The 23,372-nt window shown below is 73.0% G+C and carries 21 protein-coding genes; 14 read left to right on the top strand and 7 right to left on the bottom strand.

Annotated elements, in window-relative coordinates:
- Nucleotide 1: 1 nt before the first annotated feature.
- From ACWEQG_RS06135 to ACWEQG_RS06115, 5 genes are all read left to right on the top strand, one after another.
- Nucleotides 2–1,951 carry an ATP-binding protein gene (locus ACWEQG_RS06135; RefSeq protein WP_452282872.1) on the top strand — a complete coding sequence of 650 codons (1,950 nt, stop codon included), beginning with the start codon at nt 2–4 and terminating at the stop codon, nt 1,949–1,951.
- Nucleotides 1,942–2,835: a hydroxymethylglutaryl-CoA lyase gene (locus ACWEQG_RS06130; RefSeq protein ID WP_452282186.1), complete on the top strand. Its 894-nt coding sequence runs from the start codon at nt 1,942–1,944 to the stop codon at nt 2,833–2,835. Before ACWEQG_RS06135 ends, ACWEQG_RS06130 begins: the two co-directional genes overlap by 10 nt.
- A gap of 1 nt (nt 2,836) precedes the next feature.
- Nucleotides 2,837–3,985 (top strand): acyl-CoA dehydrogenase family protein, encoded by a 1,149-nt coding sequence (locus tag ACWEQG_RS06125; protein WP_452282184.1) that lies wholly within the window; start codon nt 2,837–2,839, stop codon nt 3,983–3,985.
- Between the two features lie 599 nt (nt 3,986–4,584).
- Nucleotides 4,585–5,295 carry a histidine phosphatase family protein gene (locus tag ACWEQG_RS06120; protein ID WP_452282182.1) on the top strand — a complete coding sequence of 237 codons (711 nt, stop codon included), beginning with the start codon at nt 4,585–4,587 and terminating at the stop codon, nt 5,293–5,295.
- A gap of 98 nt (nt 5,296–5,393) precedes the next feature.
- Entirely contained in the window at nt 5,394–5,849 is a 456-nt protein-coding gene (locus tag ACWEQG_RS06115) for a hypothetical protein (RefSeq protein WP_452282180.1), read from the top strand.
- Between the two features lie 131 nt (nt 5,850–5,980).
- On the opposite strand, the gene ACWEQG_RS06110 is transcribed toward ACWEQG_RS06115, so the two are convergent.
- Entirely contained in the window at nt 5,981–6,376 is a 396-nt protein-coding gene (locus ACWEQG_RS06110; RefSeq protein ID WP_452282870.1) for a RidA family protein, read from the bottom strand.
- Between the two features lie 121 nt (nt 6,377–6,497).
- Here ACWEQG_RS06110 and ACWEQG_RS06105 point away from each other — a divergent pair, with 121 nt between their 5' ends.
- Nucleotides 6,498–7,472 (top strand): helix-turn-helix transcriptional regulator, encoded by a 975-nt coding sequence (locus ACWEQG_RS06105; RefSeq protein ID WP_452282178.1) that lies wholly within the window; start codon nt 6,498–6,500, stop codon nt 7,470–7,472.
- A gap of 121 nt (nt 7,473–7,593) precedes the next feature.
- On the opposite strand, the gene ACWEQG_RS06100 is transcribed toward ACWEQG_RS06105, so the two are convergent.
- Nucleotides 7,594–8,040: a hypothetical protein gene (locus ACWEQG_RS06100; protein WP_452282176.1), complete on the bottom strand. Its 447-nt coding sequence runs from the start codon at nt 8,038–8,040 to the stop codon at nt 7,594–7,596.
- A 108-nt stretch (nt 8,041–8,148) separates the two neighbouring features.
- The gene (locus ACWEQG_RS06095) at nt 8,149–8,514 is read right to left on the bottom strand and encodes a YybH family protein (protein WP_452282174.1); all 366 of its coding nucleotides are present in this window, start codon (nt 8,512–8,514) and stop codon (nt 8,149–8,151) included.
- 93 nt (nt 8,515–8,607) lie between these two features.
- Here ACWEQG_RS06095 and ACWEQG_RS06090 point away from each other — a divergent pair, with 93 nt between their 5' ends.
- Complete coding sequence (locus ACWEQG_RS06090; RefSeq protein ID WP_452282172.1) at nt 8,608–9,492, top strand: LysR family transcriptional regulator; 885 nt, start codon at nt 8,608–8,610, stop codon at nt 9,490–9,492.
- A gap of 166 nt (nt 9,493–9,658) precedes the next feature.
- On the opposite strand, the gene ACWEQG_RS06085 is transcribed toward ACWEQG_RS06090, so the two are convergent.
- Nucleotides 9,659–9,910: a hypothetical protein gene (locus ACWEQG_RS06085; protein WP_363468541.1), complete on the bottom strand. Its 252-nt coding sequence runs from the start codon at nt 9,908–9,910 to the stop codon at nt 9,659–9,661.
- Between the two features lie 449 nt (nt 9,911–10,359).
- Between ACWEQG_RS06085 and ACWEQG_RS06080 the strand changes: the two genes are divergently transcribed.
- On the top strand, nt 10,360–10,803 hold the full coding sequence (locus ACWEQG_RS06080; RefSeq protein ID WP_363468539.1) for a GNAT family N-acetyltransferase: 444 nt from the start codon (nt 10,360–10,362) through the stop codon (nt 10,801–10,803).
- Nucleotides 10,804–10,878: 75 nt separating this feature from the next.
- On the opposite strand, the gene ACWEQG_RS06075 is transcribed toward ACWEQG_RS06080, so the two are convergent.
- The 3 genes from ACWEQG_RS06075 to ACWEQG_RS06065 all read right to left on the bottom strand — a co-directional run bounded on the left by ACWEQG_RS06075 (nt 10,879) and on the right by ACWEQG_RS06065 (nt 14,906).
- Complete coding sequence (locus ACWEQG_RS06075) at nt 10,879–13,032, bottom strand: hypothetical protein (protein ID WP_452282170.1); 2,154 nt, start codon at nt 13,030–13,032, stop codon at nt 10,879–10,881.
- 75 nt (nt 13,033–13,107) lie between these two features.
- Nucleotides 13,108–14,007 carry a carbohydrate kinase family protein gene (locus ACWEQG_RS06070; protein ID WP_452282168.1) on the bottom strand — a complete coding sequence of 300 codons (900 nt, stop codon included), beginning with the start codon at nt 14,005–14,007 and terminating at the stop codon, nt 13,108–13,110.
- A complete protein-coding gene (locus ACWEQG_RS06065; RefSeq protein WP_363474146.1) occupies nt 14,004–14,906 on the bottom strand; it encodes a pseudouridine-5'-phosphate glycosidase in 903 nt (300 codons plus the stop codon). The genes ACWEQG_RS06070 and ACWEQG_RS06065 overlap by 4 nt, the downstream gene beginning before the upstream one ends.
- A gap of 142 nt (nt 14,907–15,048) precedes the next feature.
- Here ACWEQG_RS06065 and ACWEQG_RS06060 point away from each other — a divergent pair, with 142 nt between their 5' ends.
- The 6 genes from ACWEQG_RS06060 (at nt 15,049) to ACWEQG_RS06035 (ending at nt 23,354) form a co-directional block, all read left to right on the top strand.
- On the top strand, nt 15,049–16,584 hold the full coding sequence (locus ACWEQG_RS06060) for a phytoene desaturase family protein (RefSeq protein WP_452282165.1): 1,536 nt from the start codon (nt 15,049–15,051) through the stop codon (nt 16,582–16,584).
- A gap of 102 nt (nt 16,585–16,686) precedes the next feature.
- Nucleotides 16,687–17,391 carry a response regulator transcription factor gene (locus ACWEQG_RS06055; protein WP_452282164.1) on the top strand — a complete coding sequence of 235 codons (705 nt, stop codon included), beginning with the start codon at nt 16,687–16,689 and terminating at the stop codon, nt 17,389–17,391.
- Nucleotides 17,388–18,818 carry a HAMP domain-containing sensor histidine kinase gene (locus ACWEQG_RS06050; protein ID WP_452282162.1) on the top strand — a complete coding sequence of 477 codons (1,431 nt, stop codon included), beginning with the start codon at nt 17,388–17,390 and terminating at the stop codon, nt 18,816–18,818. Before ACWEQG_RS06055 ends, ACWEQG_RS06050 begins: the two co-directional genes overlap by 4 nt.
- Nucleotides 18,819–18,974: 156 nt before the next feature.
- A complete protein-coding gene (locus tag ACWEQG_RS06045; RefSeq protein WP_452282160.1) occupies nt 18,975–19,859 on the top strand; it encodes a glycosyltransferase family 2 protein in 885 nt (294 codons plus the stop codon).
- Nucleotides 19,860–19,938: 79 nt separating this feature from the next.
- A complete protein-coding gene (locus tag ACWEQG_RS06040; protein ID WP_452282158.1) occupies nt 19,939–21,111 on the top strand; it encodes a glycosyltransferase in 1,173 nt (390 codons plus the stop codon).
- Nucleotides 21,108–23,354: a glycosyltransferase family 39 protein gene (locus ACWEQG_RS06035; protein ID WP_452282156.1), complete on the top strand. Its 2,247-nt coding sequence runs from the start codon at nt 21,108–21,110 to the stop codon at nt 23,352–23,354. Before ACWEQG_RS06040 ends, ACWEQG_RS06035 begins: the two co-directional genes overlap by 4 nt.
- Nucleotides 23,355–23,372 lie beyond the last annotated feature (18 nt).

Raw genomic sequence — 23,372 nt, 5'->3', positions numbered from 1 at the left:
GATGTTCACCAGTGTCCTGATCGCGAACCGGGGTGAGATCGCCGTCCGGATCATCCGCACGCTCCGCGCGCTGGGGATCCGCGCGATCGCGGTGCACAGCGACGCCGACCGCGACGCCCGTCACGTGCGCGAGGCCGACCTCGCCGTCCGGCTCCCGCGCGGCTACCTCGACATCGACGGGATCGTCGAGGCCGCCCGGGCGAGCGGCGCCGAGGCCGTTCACCCGGGATACGGCTTCCTCGCCGAGAACGCCGGGTTCGCCCGCCGCTGCGCGGCCGAAGGCCTGGTGTTCGTCGGTCCGCCGGCCGGGGCCATCGAGGCCATGGGCGACAAGATCCGGGCCAAGGAGACGGTCGCCCGCGCGGGCGTGCCGGTCGTGCCCGGCGGCGCGGAACCGCACGACGACCTGGCCGAGGTCGCCGCGCGCATCGGCTTCCCCGTGCTGATCAAGCCGTCGGCGGGCGGGGGCGGCAAGGGCATGCTGCGGGTCGAGTCCGCCGACGCCCTGGCCTCGGCCGTCGAGTCGGCCCGCCGTACGGCGACGGCGGCCTTCGGGGACGGCACCCTGCTGATCGAGCGGTTCGTGGACCGGCCCCGGCACATCGAGATCCAGGTCATGGCCGACGGCCACGGGAACGTCGTCCACCTGGGCGAGCGCGAGTGCAGCCTGCAGCGGCGCCACCAGAAGATCGTCGAGGAGGCGCCCTCGCCGCTGCTCGACGAGGAGACGCGGGCCCGCATGGGCGCGGCGGCGGTGGAGGCCGCCCGGTCGGTCGGCTACGTCGGCGCCGGCACGGTCGAGTTCATCGTCCCCGGCTCCCGTCCCGGCGAGTTCTTCTTCATGGAGATGAACACCCGGCTGCAGGTCGAGCACCCGGTCACCGAGATGGTCACCGGCCTCGACCTGGTCGAGCTGCAGCTGCGGATCGCCGCGGGCGAGCCGCTGCCGTTCGGACAGGACGAGGTGCGCCTGCGCGGCCACGCCGTCGAGGCCCGCGTGTACGCCGAGGACCCCGCCCGCGACTTCCTGCCGACGGGCGGCCGGATCCTTGCCCTGCGGGAGCCCGCGGGCGAGGGCGTGCGGTTCGATTCCGGGCTCACCGGCGGGATGACGGTGGGCAGCGACTACGACCCCATGCTGGCCAAGGCGGTGGCCTGGGCCCCCGACCGGGCGGGCGCGCTCGCTGCCCTCGACCGGGCGCTGGCCTCGACCGTGATCCTCGGGGTCACCACGAACATCGGGTTCCTGCGCGCGCTGCTGGCCGACCCGGAGGTCGCGGCCGGGCGGCTCGACACGGGGCTGGTCGAGCGGCGGCTCGCCGACGTCGTCGGCGGCCAGGTGCCGGACGAGGTGCTGGCGGCGGCCGCGCTCGTCTTCCACTCCGGCTTCGACCGCTCCGCCTCGGGCGACCCGTGGGACGTGGCGGACGGCTGGCGGCTGGGGGAGCCCGCCTGGACCGTGCACCGGCTCGGCGTGCCCATGCCCGTGCGGGTGCGGGGCGCCGCCGGAGACGTGGAGATCGAAGTTAACGAGCGTTCACTCGGCCGGGCGCGGCTCGAGTGGACCGGCTCCGAGGAGGCGGCGGTCACCCTCGGCGGTGTCACCCGCAGGTACGCGGTCGCCCGGAACCGCGACACGGTGTGGCTCGCCGAGGGGGGCCGCGCCTGGCCCGTCACCCGGCACGAGCCGGGCGACCCGCAGGACCGGCAGGGCGGGGCGCTCGCCGGCGACGGGGTCGTACGCAGTCCGATGCCGGGAACGGTGCTGCTGGTCAAGGCGGCCGAGGGCGACCGGGTCAGCGCGGGACAGCCGCTGGTCGTCGTGGAGGCGATGAAGATGGAACACACTCTGACGGCGCCGGCCGACGGCGTGCTCGCCGAGCTGCGGGCCCGGCCGGGCCAGGCGGTGGAGCTGGACGCGGTTTTGGCGCGGGTGACGCCGTGCGAGTGACGATCTACGAAGTGGGCCCGCGCGACGGCCTGCAGAACGAGTCGGCCGTCGTGCCGGTCGAGGTCAAGCGCGAGTTCATCGGGCGGCTGGCCGAGGCCGGGCTGACGACCATCGAGGCGACGAGCTTCGTCCACCCCAAGTGGGTGCCCCAGCTCGCGGACGCGGGCGAGCTGCTGGAGAGCCTGCCCCGGGTGCCCGGGGTCCGCTATCCGGTGCTCGTCCCCAACGAACGGGGCCTCGACCGGGCGCTGGAGCAGGGCGTCGCGGACATCGCGATCTTCGGCAGCGCCACCGAGTCGTTCGCCCAGCGCAACCTCAACCGGACCGTCGAGTCGCAGTACGAGATGTTCGCCCCTGTCGTCGAGCGGGCGCTGGCCCACGGCATGCGGGTCAGGGCGTACGTGTCGATGTGCTTCGCCGACCCCTGGGAGGGGCCGGTCGTGCCCGCGCAGGTCGCCCGCGTCGGCCGCCGGCTGCTCGACCTCGGCTGTTACGAGCTGTCGCTGGGCGACACCATCGGCGTCGGCACGCCACGGCACGTCGAGGCGCTGCTCGACGCCTTCGCCGAGGCGGGGGTCGGGCCGGACCGGCTCGCCGTCCACTTCCACGACACCTACGGCCAGGCCCTCGCCAACACGCTCACCGCGATCAGGCGGGGGATCACGGTCGTGGACTCCTCCGCCGGCGGCATCGGCGGCTGCCCGTACGCGAAGAGCGCCACCGGCAACCTCGCGACCGAGGACCTCGTCTGGATGCTCGACGGCCTCGGCGTCGAGACCGGGGTGGACGTCAGGTCGCTGGCCGCCACCAGCCTCTGGCTCGCCGGAATCCTGGGCCGGCCGAGCCCCTCCCGCGTCGTCCAGGCTCTCGCCAAGGAGATTTGAGATGCTCAACGACGAGCACGTCGAACTGCGCAAGTCGGTCGAGGAGTTCGCCCGCGAGGTGGTGGCCCCGGTCATCGGGGACTACTACGAGCGCTGCGAGTTCCCGTACGACATCGTCCGGAAGATGGGCGCGATGGGCCTGTTCGGCCTGCCGATCCCGGAGGAGTACGGCGGCATGGGCGGCGACTACTTCGCGCTGTGCCTGGCACTGGAGGAGCTGGCCAGGGTCGACTCCTCGGTGGCGATCACGCTGGAGGCGGCGGTCTCGCTGGGCGAGATGCCCATCCTCCGGTTCGGCACCGACGCGCAGAAGCAGCGGTGGCTGCCGAAGATGGCGGCGGGGGAGGTCCTGGGGGCGTTCGGCCTGACCGAGCCCGGCGGCGGGTCCGACGTGCCGGGCGGGATGCGCACCACGGCCGTCCTCGACGGCGGCGAGTGGGTGATCAACGGCTCGAAGGCGTTCATCACCAATTCGGGCACCGACATCACCGGCGTGGTAGGGGTGGCGGCGATCACCGGCCGCCGCGAGGACGGCAAGCAGGAGATCTCCACGATCCTGGTGCCGTCGGGCACGCCCGGCTTCACGGTGTCGAAGAAGTACTCCAAGGTCGGCTGGTCGGCCTCCGACACCCGGGAGCTGTCGTTCACCGACTGCCGGGTGCCGGAGGAGAACCTGCTCGGCGAGCGCGGCCGGGGCTACGCGCAGTTCCTCCGTACGCTCGACGAGGGCCGGGTGGCGATCGCCGCGCTGTCGGTGGGCCTCGCCCAGGGCTGTGTGGACGAGTCGCTGCGCTACGTGGGCGAGCGCCGGGCCTTCGGCCGGGAGATCGGCCGCTACCAGGCCATCCAGTTCAAGATCGCCGACATGGAGGCCAGGGCGCACACGGCCCGGCTGGCCTACTATCACGCCGCCGAGCGCATGCTGGCGGGCCTGCCGTTCAAGAAGGAGGCCGCGATCGCCAAGCTGGTGTCGTCCAACGCCGCCATGGACAACTCCCGCGACGCCACCCAGATCTTCGGCGGCTACGGCTTCATGAACGAGTTCCCCGTCGGCCGCTTCTACCGGGACGCGAAGATCCTGGAGATCGGCGAGGGCACCAGCGAGGTGCAGCGCATGCTCATCGCCCGCGAACTCGGCCTGCCCGCCTGAGCCCGCCCGCCTTGGCCCATCCGAGCTCGGCAACTCACCCGTTGTAGGCCGACCGCGAGCTACGCCTCGCCGAAACCGGGCTGATCTTCACTCCGACGTGATCAGGTCTGCGACGCCACGAGTTCGATCTCAGGTAGAGCGCGTCAGCTTCTCGTTCGTGCTCCGCGACATCTCCCGGGTCGCCTCCCATGAGCTGGTGCGGCACCGGGCCGGGCTCTCGGCCGCCTCCGGTGTGACGGGCCGGCCGGCAGGTAGGCACAGCGGGCAACGGATTCGGCCACCGGGTTTCCTGTCGGTCACCATCACGAAAGATGAGGCCTTCTGCCGGCGGTTGCGTTTAGCGCCTCTGTGTACTATCGCGAGTGCGGCCGGAATTCGGGGGAAAAGGGGTGCGCCGAGGCCGGGGCCGGGTCCGACCGGCTGGCCGGGCACTTCCACGACGGCGGGGATGCGCACCACGGTCGTCCTCGACGGCGGCGAGTGGGTGATCAACCACTTGAAGGCGTTCATCACCGATTCGGGCACCGACATCACCGGCGTGGTGGGGGTGGCTGCGCCGGGGCTACGCGCAGTTCCTCCGTACGCTGGACGAGGGCCGGGTGGCGAGCGCCGCGTTGTCGGTGGGCCTCGCCCAGGGCTGTGTGGACGAGTCGCTGCGCTATGTGGGCGAGCGCCGGGCCTTCGGCCGGGAGATCGGCCGCTATCGGAGCGTCGAGCACTGTGGGAGCCGCCAGGAACGGAGGGCCCATATGGCGGTCGAGATCGTGTACGAGACGCATTCGATCACAGAGGACAATGAGAACGGCATCGCCACCGGGTGGCTGCCCGGCAGGCTCTCCGAGCGCGGGCGGCGGCTCGCGGCCGAGCTCGGCGAGCGGCGCAGGAACACGGGTCTGGCGGCCGTGTTCGTCTCCGACCTGCACCGGGCGGTGGAGACAGCCCGGATCGCGTTCGCCGGCACGCCGATCCCCGTCCACGAGGACGCGCGGCTGCGCGAATGCGACTATGGCCCGCTCAACGGCGGCTCGGTCTCGTCGGTCGCCGCCAACCGGGCAGCGCACGTCGACGTGCCCTTTCCCGGCGGTCAGAGCTACCGTCAGGTGGTCGAGGCCACGGAGAGTTTCCTGCATGATCTGCTCGCCGGCTGGGATGGTGCTCGCGTGCTCGTCGTCGCTCACTCGGCCAACAGGTGGGCGCTGGACTGCCTGCTGACCGGCGCGCGCCTCGAAGACCTGGTGGACGCGCCCTTCGACTGGCGGGAGGGCTGGCACTACACGCTGCCCACCGGCTGGCGCGGATCCGGAAACTGACCGTCCTTCGCACGGCGATCCGCCTCCGGCCACCCTGCCGCTGCCGCCGTCCCGAGGCATAGGGTCCCGATCATGAGACGGATTCTCGTCTCGGGGGTGTGGGGGTCGCGGCGCTGGCCGTCGCGGGGGCCGTCGCCCAGGTCGTGACCTCCGCCACCGGGGCGCCCGCCTCCGCCTGCACGGCCGCGGAGGAGGCGCTCGCCGCCGCCCTCGCCGCGCTTCCCACCCTGGACATCCGCCCGGAGGGCGCGACGCCGCGCGGCGGGCGCGTGGCCGGGTGCGACCGCGACGACGCGCTCGTCTCGGCCGGGCAGTCCTACGAGCTGCCGGGACCCCGGACGGGAGTCCTGTCCTTCTATCGCTACGCGGCGCGACGAGAGGGCTGGACGCGATCCCCGGACGACGAGGGCGACGGGACGATCTGCCTCGTCAAGCGGACCGGCGGACGGGACGTCCACCTGTCGGTGTGGTTCATCGGCCCGGTGGCGGGACGGGACGGCGACGGATATCACGTGAGCGCCACCTCGTCCCTCGACGGCGCAGGGCGCTGCTGACGAGTCGCCTTTGAGGGACGGTCCGGGTGCGCCCGTCGAGGTCGTCGACGCCGGTTGCCGCGATCCCCCAGCGCCGGTTTCCGTGCCGCCTCCGGCGGTCCTGCCGGAGGCGGCGAGGTCGCGTCACGCGATCACGCGACGGCGGTCCCCTCGAGCTCGACCATCAGGTCGGGGATCGCCAGCCGGGTCACCCCGAGCATCGTGGTGGAGGGTGCCACCCCTGCTACGCCCAGCCGCGACGCCAGCACGCCGTAGTGCTCGAAGAGCCGATCGACGTCGGTGGTGTAGACGTTGAGCCGGACGAGGTTGGCGAGGGACATGCCGGCCTCGCCGAGCACGGCCTCCAGGTTGTCGAGGCTCAGCGTCAGCTGTGCCGCCATGTCCCCGGCGTGCCGGGGCTTGCCGTCGCCGCCCATCGCGGTCTGCCCCGCGCAGTACAGGGTCCGGGCATGCCCGGAGACGATCTCGCCCTGGTTGTATCCCAGCTCCGTCGACCACGCCCACGGATTGACCGCGGTTCGCTCCATCGCCATATCAGCTCCATTCGATTCGTCGACGACACGTACGTCGATCGGCTCGGTAGCCGCGTCGATGAGCCTCCCAGCGAATCACGACATCCTGTGTCGTATATTCCGGTAGGTTTTCGCCGTGCGTGCCGACCGGTTGGTCTCGCTGGTACTGCTGCTGCGGCAGCACGGCCGGCTGTCCGCGGCCGCGCTCGCCCGCGAGCTGGAGGTGTCCACCCGCACCGTGCTGCGCGACATCGAGGCGCTGTCCGCGGCCGGGGTCCCGGTCTACGCCGAACGCGGGCGGCACGGCGGGTTCGCGTTGTTGCCCGGTTTCCGCACCGAGCTCACCGGACTGAACCACGACGAGGCCCTTGCCCTGCTGGTCGCCGGGTCGCGGCGCGGCGCGCAGGCGTTCGGTCTCGGCTCGGCGCTCGCCTCGGCGATGCTCAAGGTGGTCGACGCGCTGCCCGAAAGCTATCGGGACACCGCGGCCGGAGCGGCCGAGCGATTGCTCGTCGACCCGGAGACCGATCTCCTGTCGCGTCGGCTGTCCGCCGAGGAGGTGCCCGACGCCATCGCGGCCGAGGTCCTGCGCGCGGTGTTCGCCGGACACAGGCTGCGCATCCACTACGCGGCCGTGGACCAGACGCCGAAGTGGCGCACGGTGGACCCGATCGGCCTGGTCACCGTACGCGGCCGGGGCTACCTGCTGGCCACGAGGTCCGGCGCGGACCGCACCTACCGCCTGTCGCGCATCCTGGCCGCCGAGGAGCTCGCCGAACCCGCACAGCGACCGGAGCGGGTCGATCTGGACCGGGCCTGGCAGGAACGCAGCACGCGGTTCCGGACCGGCGGCGACCAGGTCACCGCGCTGGTACGGGTGGACCCGGCGCGGCGGGAGGACCTGGTGAGCACCGCGCTGGCCCTCCGCGCCGAAGAGACCGACTCGGACGGCCGGCTGCGGCTGGAGGTGGACTTCCAGGACCCGAGACACGCCGAATGGGCGCTGTGGCAGCTCGGCACGGACGCGGAAGCCCTGGCGCCGCAGTGGTTGCGCGACTCTCTGCACGACCGCGCCGCCGCGATCGCCCTTCGCTACGGACCGTCATCCTGAGACCGTCCGCCGTCCGCGGGCTGTGCGCTCCTCGCGGACGCCGGACCGTCCACGAGCGATCAGTGGGCATCCGGCGGACGACCTCGGCGCCGGCGGAATGTATCCGTCGCCGGATTCCGCGTCAGGAGCCCTCGGTGATCCACATGCAGGTCTGCGACACCTTGAAGGTCGTCTCGACTCCATATTCCGGATCGCCCGGGAACCACTGGTACTTGTCCGATGCTTCCGCGTTCGTTGGGAAATGCAGGTACTTGCTGCTGCTGGTCCGTAGTACTGCGCCGCAGCCCTCCTGGTCGTCCAAAAATTGGACGGTGTTGGAGATGTCCGGATTGACCTTCTGTACGGCCTCGTTGTAGGTCGCTCCCGCCCGCACCACGGTGAACAGGTGCGTATAAGAGCAATGCGTGTAATTCCTGGTGCTCCCGATTTTGCCGCTGGTGCACACGGGCGGCGTCGGCTCGTGATTCGTGATCCCATCGACGATCGCGTTGGCCGGAGCGGCTGACGCGACGAGTGCGGCGACCGCCGCGGCAAATACCAGACCGGAGGCGCGAGTTATCTTCTTCATGAGCGGAAAGTTACGGCGCTCCGGATGCGATTTTCTTGCGTGATCCTTGCATGCGACTTACAGCCGTGTCGCGCCGGACCGTGCCCCCGGCGGCTCGCTCTGACCGGATCAGCGGGCGGGTGGTGCGAACTCGGGCTGGTCGAGCACGCGCAGCCAGCTCCCGTCGGGCTGGCGCCGTACGACCTGGGCCCGGGCGCCCGCGCCGTCCTTCGGCGGGGTCGAGGTCAGCGCGAGGTCGCCGCTGACCAGGGTTGGGAGGGGCTCCTCGGGCTCGAAGCGGGGACGGTTCGCGAGGACCTTCTCCCACAGGGCGCGGATCGCCTCCCGGCCGGCCGTCACGCTCCCCGGCGGGTAGGCCAGCACCGCGTCCTCCTCGTACAGCGCCGCCACGCCCGCGGCGTCCCCGGCGTTCGACCGCTCGACGAACAGGCGGGTGATGTCCTCCGGCCGCATGGCCTTCTCGTACTCCGGCATGGTTCCTCCCGATCTCTCGTACGGTCTCCAGCCTGCCGAGGGGCAGGTGAGAAGTCCAACAGATGGATCTGATGGAACCTAGAATCAGTGGTTATGGAACTGCGTCAGCTGGAGTATTTCGTCGCGGTCGCCGAGGAGCGCAACTTCACCCGCGCGGCCGAGCGGGTGCACATCAGCCAGTCCGGCGTGAGCGCGCAGATCCGGCAGCTCGAACGCGAACTCGGCGCCGAGCTCTTCGACCGGTCCGCACGGAGCGTCACGCTCACCGTCGCGGGAAAGGCCGCGCTCGATCATGCCCGCGCCGCGCTCGCCGCCGCCGGGGCGCTGGGACAGGCGGTGGGCGAGGTGACCGGCCTCATCCGGGGCCGGCTCACCGTCGGGATGGTCGTCGGCTGCACCGTCACGCCGCTGTTCGACGCCCTCGCCGCGTTCCACCGGGCCCATCCGGGGGTCGAGATCGCCTTGCTGGAGGACAACTCCGACCGGCTCGTCGACGGGGTGCGGTCCGGCGCCCTCGACCTGGTCCTCGCCGGGCTCGCCGCCGCCCCGGAGGACCTGGAGACGTTGACGGTCGTCAGCGAGCGGCTCGTCGCCGCCGTCCCACCGGACCACCCCCTCGCGAGCCGGGACGCCGTCACCCTGCGCGAGCTCGGCTCGCACCCGATCGTCTGCATGCCCGCCGGCACCGGTCTGCGTACGGTGTTCGATCGGGCCTGTGCGGCCCGGGACGTCCAGCCGGTGATCGCGCTGCAGGCCGGGGCGGCCGACTCCGTCGCGGATCTCGCGGCCCGCGGGCTGGGCGTCGCCGTCCTCAGCGAGTCGATGGCCGCGGCCCACCGCGACCGGCTCCTCGCGCTCACCATCGCGGACGTCGAGTCGCCGGCGCTGCTCGCCCTGGTGTGGCGCGGCGGGCACGGCCCCGCCGTACGCGAGTTCGTGCGGCAGGCCCGCCGGGCCTTCACCAGGGCGCCGGCGTGAGAACCGCCGGAGGACCCCCTGATTGGACGTATGTGCCCAGTTACTCCTGGGGTCCCTTCATGGGTGACCCGCCCCGCCTCACCGACGCGTGGTCCATCTCGCCCCGATATCAGGAAATCAGGCGGGCCGTTCCGGCACGTTCCTCAACGGCCCGCCGATCGCCTGATCAGACGATGAACGTGTACACATTCCCCGCGATGTTCATCAACTGCCCGTTGGTCGGGTACCCGTTCTGGCGCTGATCATTGTTCTGCAACGGGGCGCCGACGGCCAGGACATAGTTCTGCCCCGCCGCCAGTGCAGCTGCTCCGCCCGCGATCGTCACCGCAAACGAGTTGGCGAGCTGCTGGCCAAGCGTGCCCACCGCTAGGTGCATCGCTCCCGGTAGAGCCCCGGCCGGGTAGATGTAGACGTTCATGTCACTGTCCTTTGGATTGGGTTGCCGGACGCGTCATGTCGTGCGGCCCGACCATATAGGCGCAGGCATCCGTTCTCCTACTCCGAATTCGATCCGGGCTGGCATATTCAGGTACCTATTGCGGCCCATAATCGGTCGCAGACAACATAGTTCGCAAGTTACCGCCACAAAGCGACCGAGATATGGTCCCGCCGTGATTCAGGCTTCGGTGGGCACCGGAATCGCGGAGCCCGGCCAGTGCCTTGGTCGCGCTGCGGGGCCCCCGCGGCGAGCGTGACCATCGTTCGCCGGCAGGATCGAGCGAGCGCGCTGGTACCGACAACAGCGGCGCTCGCCACCAGCACGTCGTACGGCAGGCCGGTCGGGCCTTCACCAGCGCGCCGGCGTGAGAACCGCCGGAGGACCCCCTGATTGGACGTATGTGCCCAGGTACTCCTAGAGTCCCTTTCATGACGTCTGGTGATCTCCAGCTCCGGAGGGCCGAGAAGAGCGACGCGGACGAGATCTTCGCACTCGCCCGCGAGTTCGCGCTGACCTTCCGCCCCGAGCGCGCGCCGTTCGACGCCGCGCTGCCGCAACTCCTGGAGAACGAGGACGCCTTCCTCATCGTCGCCACCGTCGACGGGACCGTACGCGGCTACCTGCTGGGCTTCACCCACCTCACGCTGTTCGCCAACGGCAGGGTCGCGTGGGTGGAGGAGGCCATGATCGAGAGCAGCTACCGCCGTCACGGCATCGGGCGCAGGCTGCTCGAGGAGTTCGAGACGTGGGCACGCTCACGGCAGGCCGGGTACGTCGCGCTGGCGACCCGGCGGGCCGCCGAGTTCTACGGCGCCCTCGGCTACGAGATCTCGGCCACCTACTACCGCAAGATGCTCAGACCGAAGATCTGATTTCTTCCCCCGCCCGACCCGCGGCTGCCCGGCTCCTCGCGCGTCGCGCCGTACGCCACGCGCGGGCGGGGCCGGTCAGACCGAGGACGTGAGCTGGGCGTCCAGGCGGTATCCGTCCACGGTCACGTAGACGGAGTCACCGGGCCGCGCGTTCAGCCGCATCAGGACGGGCTGGAGCGAGTCGAACACCGGCTGCCGGTCGCGCCACACCAGGACGACGGCGTTGTCCCCCGGGCCGGTGACCGACAGCAGCGTCCCCGGGCGCATGCCGAGCTGCGCGGCGTATCCCTCGGGTACCGCCACCGGCTCGCCGCGCAGATGGCCGCTGGTGACGTCGATCCGCTGCCAGCGGCGCGGGTCGGAGGCCGGGCTCGAGGTGGGGCGGGGGTTCGGCACCAGATGCGGCCGGGGCACGCCCCCTGCCAGGTTCCCGTTCAGATTGCCGCCGAGGTTGCCGTTCAGGTTGCCGCCGATGTTGCCGTTCGTGAGCGCGTTGAGCGCGGCGAGCGCGGTGGCGGCGTCGGGCCCGTTGTTGGCCTGCGAGGGGACCGGGATCCCGCCGCGGCCGTGGTGGTGCCCGTTCGCGCCGGGCGTACGGCGGGGCAGCGGCGTGGGCTTGGCGGCCTGCTCGGACCCGTTCCGGGTGGGCAGGGGGCCGGCTTCGGACGGGGAGCTCGCCTTCGGCATCGAGTCCAGCCACGCCTTGGCGGAATGGGCACGGATGCCGAGCTGGCCGAGCAGCTCCACGACGTCCGCGTCCGCGGGCTTGTTCGCCAGCAGCTGGCGGGTCTTGTCGCGCAGCCCCACCAGGTCGCCGACCACGAGCCAGCCGTCCTGGAGGCGCCGGTCCGGCATCAGCGTGACCAGCACCCGCCACAGCGGCGTGCCGAGCGCCGGGACCTCGACGGGGTGGGACGGGTCCGCCGCGATGAGCTGTTCCTGGGTGGCCGCGGCGCCCAGCCACTCGGTGAGCCCGAACAGGTGGCCGGTGAGCGGCGCGGAGTCGGGGGAGCGCAGCCACAGCAGCACCCGCTCCTCGGCCGTGCGCTGGGCCTGGGAGAGCAGTTCCCGGTCAACGTTGAGGTTGTGCGCCAGCGTGCGGAGGCTCACGGGTTCGGCGGCGAACAGCCGCTCGGCCGCGACGGCCCTGGCGAGCGGGTCCCAGTCGCGGAACAGGCCCTCGATGACCGCGATCATCGGGTGCGCGCTGAGGTCGGGCGGCTGCCGATCCGGCGCCGGTTCGGCGGCGGGCTGGGCGGGAGAGGCCGCGGGCTGCGGGAGCGAGGCCCCGGCCTGCCGGGCGAAGGGCTGGGTGACGGGCTTGGCCGGCTCGGCGAGAGGCGCCGGCGCGGCGGGCGACGGGGCCGGCGCGCCCTGTACCGGTCGTCCGGGCGCCTGCCCCTGCTGTGCGGGCGCCTGGGCGGCCTGCCCGGGCGCGGGCGCGGCCGGGCGGGCGAACGGCGGCGCCGTGGCCCCGGGGGCGGCCTGGGGGAACGGTTGAGAGACCGGCCCGGGAGTGACCTGCGGGAACGGCTGGGAGGAGGTCCCGGCCTGCGGGACCGGCTGTGACGGCGCCCCGGGGGCGGCCTGGGGGAACGGCTGGGAGACCGGCCCGGGAGCGACCTGCGGAATCGGCTGGGAGACCGGTCCGGGGGTGGGCTGCGGGAACGGCTGGGAGGTGCTGCCCGGGGCCGCGGCCTGCGGGAACGGCTCGGAGGCGGGGCCGGCCGGTGCCTGCGCCTGCGCCTGCGCCGGTTTCTCGTCTCCCGCGAGCGCCTGCGCGGACTCACCGGAGGCCAGCTCGCTCTCCAGGCGTGCGAACACCTCACGGAACACCGTGGTCAGGAGGACCTCGGGCGAGGCGGGGGCGGCCGGAGCCTGGAGATCGCACGGCGTCAGGCGGCGCAGCCGGTACCACCCGCCGAGCTGGTTGACCACGGTGCGGACCGGGTCGGGCCAGCCGGGCATGGCCGGGTCCACGGTGTGCACCTGGAGCGCCGGAAGCAGGTCGGTGAGGGGCAGGTGATCCCAGCGGCCGACGGCCAGGCGGGCGAGCCGCTCGCAGAGCCAGTCAACGCCGGTCGCCCGCATCGCCCGGCCGACCCCGACGGATGCCCACCAGCCGCCGGGCAGGCGCGGGTCGGCCAGCGTCTCGGCCACCTGCTGAGGACGGCTCCACCGCAGGGCCGGGACCAGGTCGCTCAGGCAGATCGTTGACTCGGCGTCCATCGGTATGACCGCACCCTCCCGAGAGTGACGCATGTTGCTAATGGTGCAGCTTACGCCGCAAACCAGCAATTGGTGTCAATAGGGTAAAGTTCCCCGAACCGGCCGGCCGCCGACCTGGGCGACCGCCACGGCCCCCGCCTCACACCCCTTGCGCAGTGCTTCGTCGGGTGCGCACCCGGCCATCGAGGCGACCAGGAACCCCGCGGCGAACGCGTCTCCCGCGCCCGTCGAGTCGACCACCTCCGCCGGGGGCGCGGCCGCCTTGGCGACTATACGGCCATCGCGGGCCAGCACGGCACCGGCGGCCCCCAGCTTTACCACCGCGGTGCCGTAGTGGCCGCTGAGCGTGCGGGCCGCCGTCTCGGGATCCTCGGCGTCCGCGAGCAGCAGCGCCTCCTCCAGGTTGGGGATCACGACGCCCGCCGGGGCGGTCTCGCGGAGGAACCGCTCGCGGCCGAACGCGCGCAGCGGCCCGCAGGAGGCCGGATCGACGCTGATGGAGATGCCGCGCCCGGCGGCCTCGCGCATGGCCAGCCGCGCGAGCTCCAGGCCCGGCTCGGCGAACATCGTGTACGCCGACAGGTGCAGGTGCTCGACCCCGTCGAGGAGGCCGGGAGCCCAGTCGCCGACCCCGATGTGGCCGCTCGCCCCACGGTTGGTGAGCATGGACCGCTCCCCGGTGGCGTCGACCATCGCGATCACGACTGCCGAGGGCCGTTCCGGGTCGATCCGCAAGTGGGGCCGGACCCCGGCCTTGCCCAGCTCGGCCGCGTGCCACTCGCCGGTGTCGTACCCCGCCCGCGCCAGCAGGCGGGTGTCGGCGCCGAGCCGGGCGGCCCAGGAGGCGGTGTTCGCCCCCGAGCCGCCCGGCCGCAACGCGATGTCGGCGGGCGTGTCGGTGCCGGTGGCCGCGGGGCCGTCGTGCAGCGCGACGACGTCGGTGACCACGTCGCCGATCACCAGCAGAGCGCTCACCCGGCCGCCCAGGAGGCGGCGATCTCCCCGGCCAGGCGCGTGTTGCCGCGTACGGCCGCGAGGTTGGCCTCCAGCGAGGCGCCACCCGTGCCCTCGACCAGGTACTCCAGCAGGAACGGGGTGATGGCCTGACCGGTGATCCCGCGCTCCTCGGCGGCGCGCAGGCCCTCCGCGAGCACCCGGTCGTGCAGGCCGGGGTCGAGCTGCAGGTCGGCGGGGACCGGGTTGGCCACGATCAGCGCAGTCTCCAGCCCGGCCAGCGCGTCCTGGGCCCGCATGATGCCGGCGGCCTCCTGCGGCGTCTCGATGCGCCAGTCGACCGGTTCGCCCGAGCTGTGCAGGTAGAAGCCCGGGAACTCGTCGGTCCGGTAACCGACGACGGTGACCTGCTTGGTCTCCAGCCGCTGCAGGGTCGCGGGCACGTCGAGGATCGACTTCACCCCGGCGCACACGACCGTGATCCGGGTGCGGCTGAGCGTGTCGATGTCGGCCGACTCGTCCTGCACCGTGGTCCAGCCCCGGTGGACGCCGCCGAGACCCCCGGTGGCGAACACCCGCACGCCCGCACGGGCGGCCAGGAACGAGGTGCCCGAGACCGTGGTGGCGCCGCTCAGCCCGAGCGCGGCGGCCGGGGCGAGGTCCCGGAAGCCGAGCTTGCGCAGGCCCGGCTCGGTCGCGATCCGCTCCAGCCCGTCCTTGTCCAGACCCACCCGGGGAACGCCGTCCAGCACCGCCACCGTCGCCGGCACGGCCCCCGCCTGCCGGACGATGTCCTCCAGTTCGAGGGCGACCTGAAGGTTGCGGGGCTGGGGCAGTCCGTGCGAGATGATGGTGGACTCCAGGGCGACCACCGGACGGCCGGTGGCCAGCGCCTCGGCGACCTCATCGGTAACGCGCATGTCTCTCCTGTTCATAGTGGCGGAGGATTGTCCGCTTCGGCATATTCTGCCCGGGTCTTGTGGGGGAACTTGCGATAGGTTGCGGGCATCCGCCCAGGCCCGTCCCGCGACACCGAGCCACGTACGACCGGGAGAACGCTCCATGCCACGCTCGCACTACGACGTCGTCATCGCCGGGGCCGGGCACAACGGCCTCGTCGCCGCGGCCTACCTCGCCCGGGCGGGGCGCGAGGTGCTGGTCCTGGAACGCCTCGGGCACGTGGGCGGCCTCGCCGTGTCAGCCCGGGCGTTCCCCGGCGTGGACGCGCGGCTCTCGCGCTACTCCTACCTGGTCAGCCTGCTGCCCACCAAAGTCGTGAAGGACCTCGGGCTGCGCCTCGACCTGCGCCGCCGCCGCTTCGCCTCCTACACCCCGGCCGGCGACACGGGCCTGCTCGTGGACAACGAGGACGCCGGGCGCACCGCCGCGTCCTTCGAGGCCGTGACCGGGGGACGGCACGACCTCGCGGCCTGGGAGCGGTTCTACGGGATGACCGCCCACGTGGCCGGGCGCGTCGCGCCGACGCTGCTCGAACCGCTGCCCGGCCGTACGGACCTGCGCGAGGCCGTGGGGGACGACGAGGCGTGGCGCGACCTGTTCGAACGGCCGATCGGCGAGGTCGTGGACGAGCGGTTCGCCGACGACACGGTCCGCGGGGTCGTGCTCACCGACGCGCTGATCGGCACCTTCGCCGACACGGCCACCGACCTGCTGGCCAACCGGTGTTTCCTCTACCACGTGATCGGCGACGGCACGGGCGACTGGAACGTGCCGGTCGGCGGCATGGGCGCGGTGACGACCGAACTCGCCGAGGTCGCGCGGCGGCACGGCGCCGAGATCCGCACCGGGGCCGAGGTCCTGGCGATCGACCCGGACACGGGTGAGGTCACGTTCGACGACGGCGCGCAGCACGTGGTGACCGCGGGGAAGGTGCTGGCCAACCTGCCGCCCGCCGTGCTCGCCCGGCTGCTCGGCGAGACGCCCGAGCGGCCCGAGGGCGCACAGCTCAAAATCAACATGGTGCTGTCGCGGCTGCCCCGGTTGCGGGACCCCGCGGTGGACCCCGCCGAGGCGTTCAGCGGCACCTTCCACATCAACGAGAGCCGCGACCAGCTCGCCGCGGCGTACGCGCAGGCGGCCTCGGGAAAGGTGCCGGAGCTGCCGCCCGCCGAGGTCTACTGCCACTCGCTCACCGACCCCTCGATCCTCGGCCGGGATCTGCGGGAGGCGGGGGCGCACACGATGACGCTGTTCGGCCTGCACATGCCGGCGCGGCTGTTCGCCGACCCGCAGGCCAAGCGGGAGGCGCTGGCCCGGACGCTCGCCTCGATCGACTCGGTGCTCGCCGAGCCCATCGAGGACTGCCTGCTGCGCGCGCCCTCGGGCGAGCCCTGCCTGGAGGCCAAGACCCCCCTCGACCTGGAACGGGAGGCGGGCCTGCCCGGGGGCCACATCTTCCACCACGACCTGTCCTGGCCGTACGGCGAGGAGGGCGACCACGGGGCCCGGCCCGGTCAGTGGGGCGTCGAGACCGCGCACGAGCGGGTGCTGCTGTGCGGGGCGGGCGCCCGGCGCGGCGGCGGCGTCAGCGGCATCCCCGGTCACAACGCCGCCATGGCCGTTCTCGGCGGAGTCTGACGCGCCACGCCCCGCCGCGCGTGGCGCGGGCGGCGCCCCGCCTCGCCCACCCGGAGCCGCGGCCTTAAGCGGATTCTCATGACCCTCGGGTAGCTTGTGCCGGTGCGTGAGGAATCGGCGAAACTGCTGGTAGTGGACGATGAGCCGGCCCTCAGGGAGGCGTTGCGCAGCAGCCTTGAGTTCGAGGGGTACGCGGTCGAGAGCGCCGCGGACGGGCTGACCGCGCTGGACCTCCTGGAGCGGGGGGACTTCGACGCGATGCTCCTCGACGTCATGATGCCCCGGCTCGACGGGCTGACGTGCTGCCGCCGGCTGCGCGCCTCCGGCAAGCGGGTGCCGGTCCTCATGCTGACCGCGCGCGACGCCGTCGGCGACCGCGTCTCCGGCCTGGACGCCGGAGCGGACGACTACCTGGTCAAGCCGTTCGAGCTCGACGAGCTGCTCGCCCGGGTGCGGGCGCTGCTGCGGCGCGGCGGGCGGTACGCGCAGAACGAGGCCGGCGGCGACGTCCTCGCCTTCGGCGACCTGCGGATGGACACGGCGAGCTGGGAGGTCACCCGGGCCGGCCGCAGGCTCGACCTCACCCGCACCGAGCACCTGCTGCTGGAGCTGTTCCTCACCCATCCCCGGCAGGTGCTCACCCGCGAGCAGATCCTGCGCGAGGTGTGGGGCTTCGACTTCGAGCCGTCGTCCAACTCGCTCGACGTGTACGTGATGTATCTGCGGCGCAAGACCGAGGCGGCCGGGCTGCCCCGCCTCATCCACACCGTGCGCGGCGTCGGCTACGTGCTGCGGTCGTCGCCATGAGACGCCGTACGCTGCGATCCCGGCTCACGCTGCTGATCGCGGCGGCGGTCGCCCTGGCCGTCGCGGTGGCGGCGGCGGTGTGCTGGCTGCTCGTCCGCGGCGAGATGCGCGGCCAGATCGTCGACTCGATCACGGACCTGCGGCCGCCCGCGCAGCAGGTCGCCTTCGCCCTGTGGGACTGCGCGGGTCATGGGCGCAAGGAGGGCCCGCGCCCCGACTGGGACCCCTCGGGGCGCAGCTGGCAGGTCGTCATGGCGGACGGCCCGGTGTGCGTCGCGTCCGGGTCGGCCCTGGTGACGCCGACCGCGCGGGAGCGGGCGATGGCCGCCTCCGGGGGCACGCCCGTGCTGCGCGACGCGGTCACGACCGACGGGACCTCCGTGCTCGTCTACACCTTCAGGTATGAGCCGCGTCCGGGCGGCCCGCCGAAGGACGCCGCGCAGTTCGCGGAGCCGCCCCTGCCGCAGGGCCCGGTGACGGTCAGCGTGTTCCGCTCCACCGCCGAGATGGACAAGACGCTGCGCATCCTCGCCCTCGTCTTCGGCTCGGTCTGCGTGCTCGGCGTGCTCGGCGCCGCCGTGGCCGGGCTCTGGCTGGCCCGTACGGCGCTGCGCCCGGTGGAGCGGCTGACCCGCGCGGTCGAGCACGTGGCCAGGACGGAGGACCTGAGCGTGACGATCCCGGTCGAGGGGGAGGACGAGATCGCCCGCCTCAGCAGGTCGTTCAACACGATGACCGCCGCCCTGTCCAGCTCGCAGGAGCGCCAGCGGCGGCTCGTGGCCGACGCCGGGCACGAGCTGCGCACCCCGCTGACCAGCCTGCGCACCAACATCGACCTGCTGCTGCGCAGCGAGAACACCGGCCGGGCCATCGAGCCCTCGGCCAAACGGCGACTGCTGGTGAACGTCAAGGAGCAGTTCGAGGAGATGTCGAGCCTCATCGGCGACCTGCTGGAGCTGTCGAGGAAGGCGGAGAGCGGCGAGCTGTCGTCCGGGATCGACCTGCAGGAGGTGGTGGCGTCGGCGGTCGAGCGGGCCAGGCGGCGTGGTCCCGGGCTGCGCTTCGACGTCGGCCTGGAGCCGTGGCAGGTCCGGGGGGACGCCCGCGGCCTGCAGCGGGCCGCGGTGAACGTGCTCGACAACGCGGTGAAGTTCAGCCCGCCCGGGGGCCTGGTGACCGTGCGGCTCGAGGGCGGCGTGCTGACCGTGCGCGACGAGGGTCCCGGCATCCCCGAGGACGAACTGCCGCACGTCTTCGAGCGGTTCTGGCGCTCACCGTCGGCGCGCGGCCTGCCCGGCTCCGGCCTCGGCCTGGCGATCGTGGCGCAGGCCGTACGGGACGCCGGGGGACGGGTCGCCATCGAGAACGCCCCCGGCGGCGGAACGCTCGCCACGGTCGAACTCCCCGCAGCCCCGCCCGAGGCCTGACGGCCCGCGTGACGGCCCGGACGGGGCGGGGATCGCGATCGGCAGGAAATCGCAGGTGAACACCACTAGGGTGACGGGTTGACGCGACGGGAACGGCGGATGACGAGATCCCGCTCGCTCCACCAGGTGCCGAGCCCGTGCGGGAGACGCGACAGGATGACCAGCCCGAAGGCGACCGTCGACGTGGTGGTGCTCACCATGAACGACCGGCCCGAGCCGTTCGAACGGGCGATGGCGTCGCTCCTGGCCCAGCGCGACGTCGACCTGCGCGTGGTCGTCGTCGGCAACGGCGTGGAGCCCGACCACGTGCCCGCCGGGGTCCGCACGGTGGCCCTGCCCGTCAACGAGGGCATCCCCGCCGGCCGGAACATCGGCGCCGACGCCCTCGCTGGGCCGGACGCCGGGGAGTTCGTGTTCTTCCTCGACAACGACGCCGTCTTGCCCACCCCCGACACCCTCGCCCGGCTCGTCGCCGTGGCCCGCCGCCGTCCCGGGGCGGCGTACGTGCAGCCGCGGATCGCCGACCCCGACACCGGGGTCACGCTGCGCCGCTGGGTGCCGCGCCTGCGCTCCGGCACGGCCACGCGGCCGGGCACGGTCACGGTCATGGCCGAAGGGGTCGTCCTCGTCCGCCGCGCCGACTACGAAACCGCCGGGGGCTGGCCGGGGCACTTCTTCCTCTTCCACGAGGGCGTCGACCTGAGCTGGCGGCTGTGGGACCTCGGGCGCACCGGCCACTACGCGCCGGACGTCGTGGTCCACCACCCCGCCACCGACCCCGCGAGGCACGCCCCCTACTACCGCCTCGTCGCGCGCAACAGGGTGTGGCTGGCCTATCGCCGGCTGCCGGCCCCGCTCATCCCCGTCTATCTGGCCGTCTGGACCGTGGTCAGCGTCGCCCGGATCCGCTCCCGCGCGCATCTCGCCGTCTGGTTCCGCGGGCTGCGCGAGGGGCTGAAGGGCGGGCACGGGCAGCGCGGCCCCATGTCCTGGACCACCGTGGCACGGCTCACCCTCGCGGGCCGCCCTCCGATCGTCTGACCGGAGCCTCCCGGGCGTTCTCATCCGGGGTTAATGAACGCCTCAGAGCCGTCCCATCCCCGCTCGCGAGCGTGGGCGCATGAGCATGACGATGGTTTCCGGGCCGGTGGCGGGCGCGTCCCGCAGGACCCGCCTGGTCGAGGTGGTCGTTCCCGTCTACAACGAGGAACGCGTGCTGGCCGCGAGCGTGCGGCGGCTGCACGCCTATCTGAGCGGCGACTTCCCGTACGGCTTCCGCGTGACGATCGCCGACAACGCGAGCACGGACGGCACTTGGACGCTCGCCCTGCGGCTGGCCCGGGAGCTGCCGGGAGTGCGTGCCGTCCACCTCGACCAGAAGGGCCGCGGCCGGGCGCTGCGGCGGGTGTGGGAGGCCAGCGACGCCGACGTGGTCGGCTACATGGACGTGGACCTGTCGACCGGCCTGGACGCGTTCCTCCCGCTGGTCGCGCCGCTGATGACCGGCCACAGCGACCTGGCGATCGGGACCCGCCTGTCCCCGTGGTCCACCGTGGTGCGCGGACCGAAGCGCGAGGTCATCTCCAGGTCCTACAACCTGCTGCTGCGCTCGCTGATGGGGGCGCGCTTCTCCGACGCGCAGTGCGGGTTCAAGGCGGCACGCACCGAGGTCGTCCAGGCCCTGCTGCCCGCCGTGCGGGACGAGGCGTGGTTCTTCGACACCGAGCTGCTGCTGCTGGCCGAGCAGCACGGGCTGCGCATCCACGAGGTGCCGGTCGACTGGGTGGACGACCCCGACAGCCGGGTGGACATCGTCAGGACGGCGGTCGACGACCTGAAGGGCATGTGGCGGGTCGCCCGGCGCAGCCTCGCGGCCCCGGCGCCGCCGCCGTCACGGACGTCGGTGCGCACGCAGATCCCGGCGTTCGCCGTGATCGGGGCGATCAGCACGCCGGCGCACCTGGCGCTGTTCTGGATGCTGCGCTCGGTGCTGTCGCCCGTTGCGGCCAACGCGATCGCGTTGTTCGTCACGGCCGTCGCCAACACCGCGGCCAACCGCCGCTTCACCTTCGGCGTACGCGGCCGGGCGGGCGCCCTGAGGCACCACCTCGGCGGGCTCGTCGCCTTCGTCGCGGGTCTCGCGCTGACCAGCGGGGGTTTGGCCGCGCTGCCCGGCGGCGCGTCGCGGGCGGCCGAGCTCGCCGCCGTCATCGTGGCCAACGGCCTCGCCACCCTGCTGCGCTTCCTGCTCCTGCGATCCTGGGTCTTCGCACCCCGGAAGGACGTCCGGTGACCGTCCTCGCTCCCGCGACCCCGATCGGCAACCGGGCTCCGGCGGACCGCGTGACGCCGCTTCTGCGCTGGGGGAAGTGGGCCGTCCTCGCGCTCGCGGCGGTGCTCCACACCTGGGCGCTCGGCCGCAACGGGTACGCCAACGACTACTACGCCGCCGCGATCTACTCCGGCACGAAGAGCTGGAAGGCGTTCTTCTTCGGCGCGCTGGACGCCGGGTCGTACATCACGGTCGACAAGCCGCCCCTCGCGCTGTGGGTGATGGGGCTGTCGGCCCGGATCTTCGGCTTCGGCACCTGGAGCATGCTGCTGCCGCAGGCGGCGGCGGGGGTCGGGTCGGTCGCCCTGGTCCACTCCGCCGTACGGCGGGCCCTGCTCGGGCTCGGTGCCCGCGCGGCCGGGGCGGCGGCCCTGCTCGCCGGGCTCGTCATGACGCTGACCCCGATCACCGTGGCCATCGACAGGGACAACAACCCGGACACCGTCCTGGTGCTGCTGCTGGTGGCGGCCGGATGGTTCTGCCTGGAGGCGATCCGCACCGGGCGCCTGCGCACGCTGCTGGTCACCGCCGCGCTGGTGGGCCTCGCCTTCAACACCAAGATGCTCCAGGCGTACCTCGTGCTGCCGGCGTTCGCGCTGACCTATCTCCACGCCGCGCCGGGGACGGTCGTACGCCGGCTCGGGCGCCTGGCGGCCGCCGGGGCGGTCCTCGTCGTCACCAGCGCGTGGTGGATGATCGTGGTCGACCGGTGGCCCGCGTCCTCGCGGCCGTACGTCGGCGGCAGCACGGATGACACCGTCCGGGACCTGGTGATCGGGTACAACGGCCTCGGCCGGATCTTCGGCGGCGCGGGCAACGGCGGCGGCCCGGGCGGACTGCCCGCCGACGCCGCGGAAGGCGTGACGCGCGCGTTCGACGGCATTGGCGACGGCATGGGCGGCGGCTTCGGTGGTGGTGGCGGGGGTGGCGGCTTCGGCGGCGCGTCCGGCGCGGGCAGGCTGTTCAACGACGTCATGGCCGGGCAGATCTCCTGGCTGCTCCCGTTCGCCGCCGTGGCCCTGGTCTGCGGCCTCGTCCTGGCCGCGAGGCCGGGCCCCGAGCCGGCGCAGGGAACGGCAGGGAACGCGGTCCGTGCGTCGCTGCTGGTGTGGGGTGGCTGGCTGGTCGTGCACTACGCCGTGTTCAGCTTCTCCAGCGGGACCTTCCACCCGTACTACTCCACCGCGATGGCCCCCGCGATCGCCGCGCTGAGCGGCATCGGCGGCGTGCTGATGTGGCGGGCGGCCCGCGTCTCGGCCGTCTGGCGGCTGGTGCTGGCCGCCGCGGTCGCCGTGACCGGGGCCTGGTCGTTCGTCGTGCTACGCCGTACGCCCGATTTCGTACCGTGGCTCGCCTGGGCGGTGGCGGGCGCGACCGCCGTCGCGGTGCTCACCCTGGCGGTTACGGCGCGCGCCTCCACGGCACCGGAGCGCGGCGCCCCGGCAGGGCGTGGGGGTTGGCTGGCCGCGCGGGTGACGGCGGCGGCGCTGGCCGCGGCGGTCACGGCCGGGCTGGCCGGCCCGGCGGCGTACGCGCTGACGCCGCTGGGCTCGGCGGTGAACGGCACCAACCCCACGGCGGGGCCGTCTCAGGGTAGGGGAGGACCGTCCGGCCGCGGTGGCTTCGGTGGCTTCGGTGCCTTCGGTGGCCCCGGCGGGCCGGACGGACCCGGCGGCATGATCCCGCCCGGCGGGAACGCAGAGGACGGAAACGCACAGGACAGGAACGCACAGGGCGGCGACCGGCAGGGCGGACGGGGCACGGGCGGGCCCGGCGGCCGGGTGGACGCGGCGATGGCGGCGTACCTGAAGCGGAACAAGGGGAGCGCCACCTGGCTGGTGGCGGTGGACAGCGCGCAGAGCGCGTCGTCGCTCATCCTGTCCACGGGCGAGCCGGTCATCGCGATGGGCGGGTTCACCGGCTCCGACCCGGCGATGACGGTGGAGAAGCTGCAGCGGTACGTGTCCGAGGGCAGGTTGCGGTACATCCTCCTCGGCGAGGGCGCTTTCGGACCCTCGCGCGGGGCGAGCGCGGACGTCACCGAGTGGGTGAAGGCGCACGGCACACGGGTCGAGGCCGCGGAGTACGGGGGCGTGGACGCCGGCACTGTTGGCGGCACTGATGGCGGCACTGGTGGCGGCACTGTTGGCGGCACGGACGCCGGCATGGTCGGCGGTGGCTCGGCGCTCTACAAGCTGGGCTGACGGCGTTCGGCGGCCTCC

It is taken from the genome of Microbispora sp. NPDC004025 (assembly GCF_053604425.1).
Note: the sequence above shows the minus strand (reverse complement) of the source record. Positions and strands in the feature narration are given on the sequence as shown.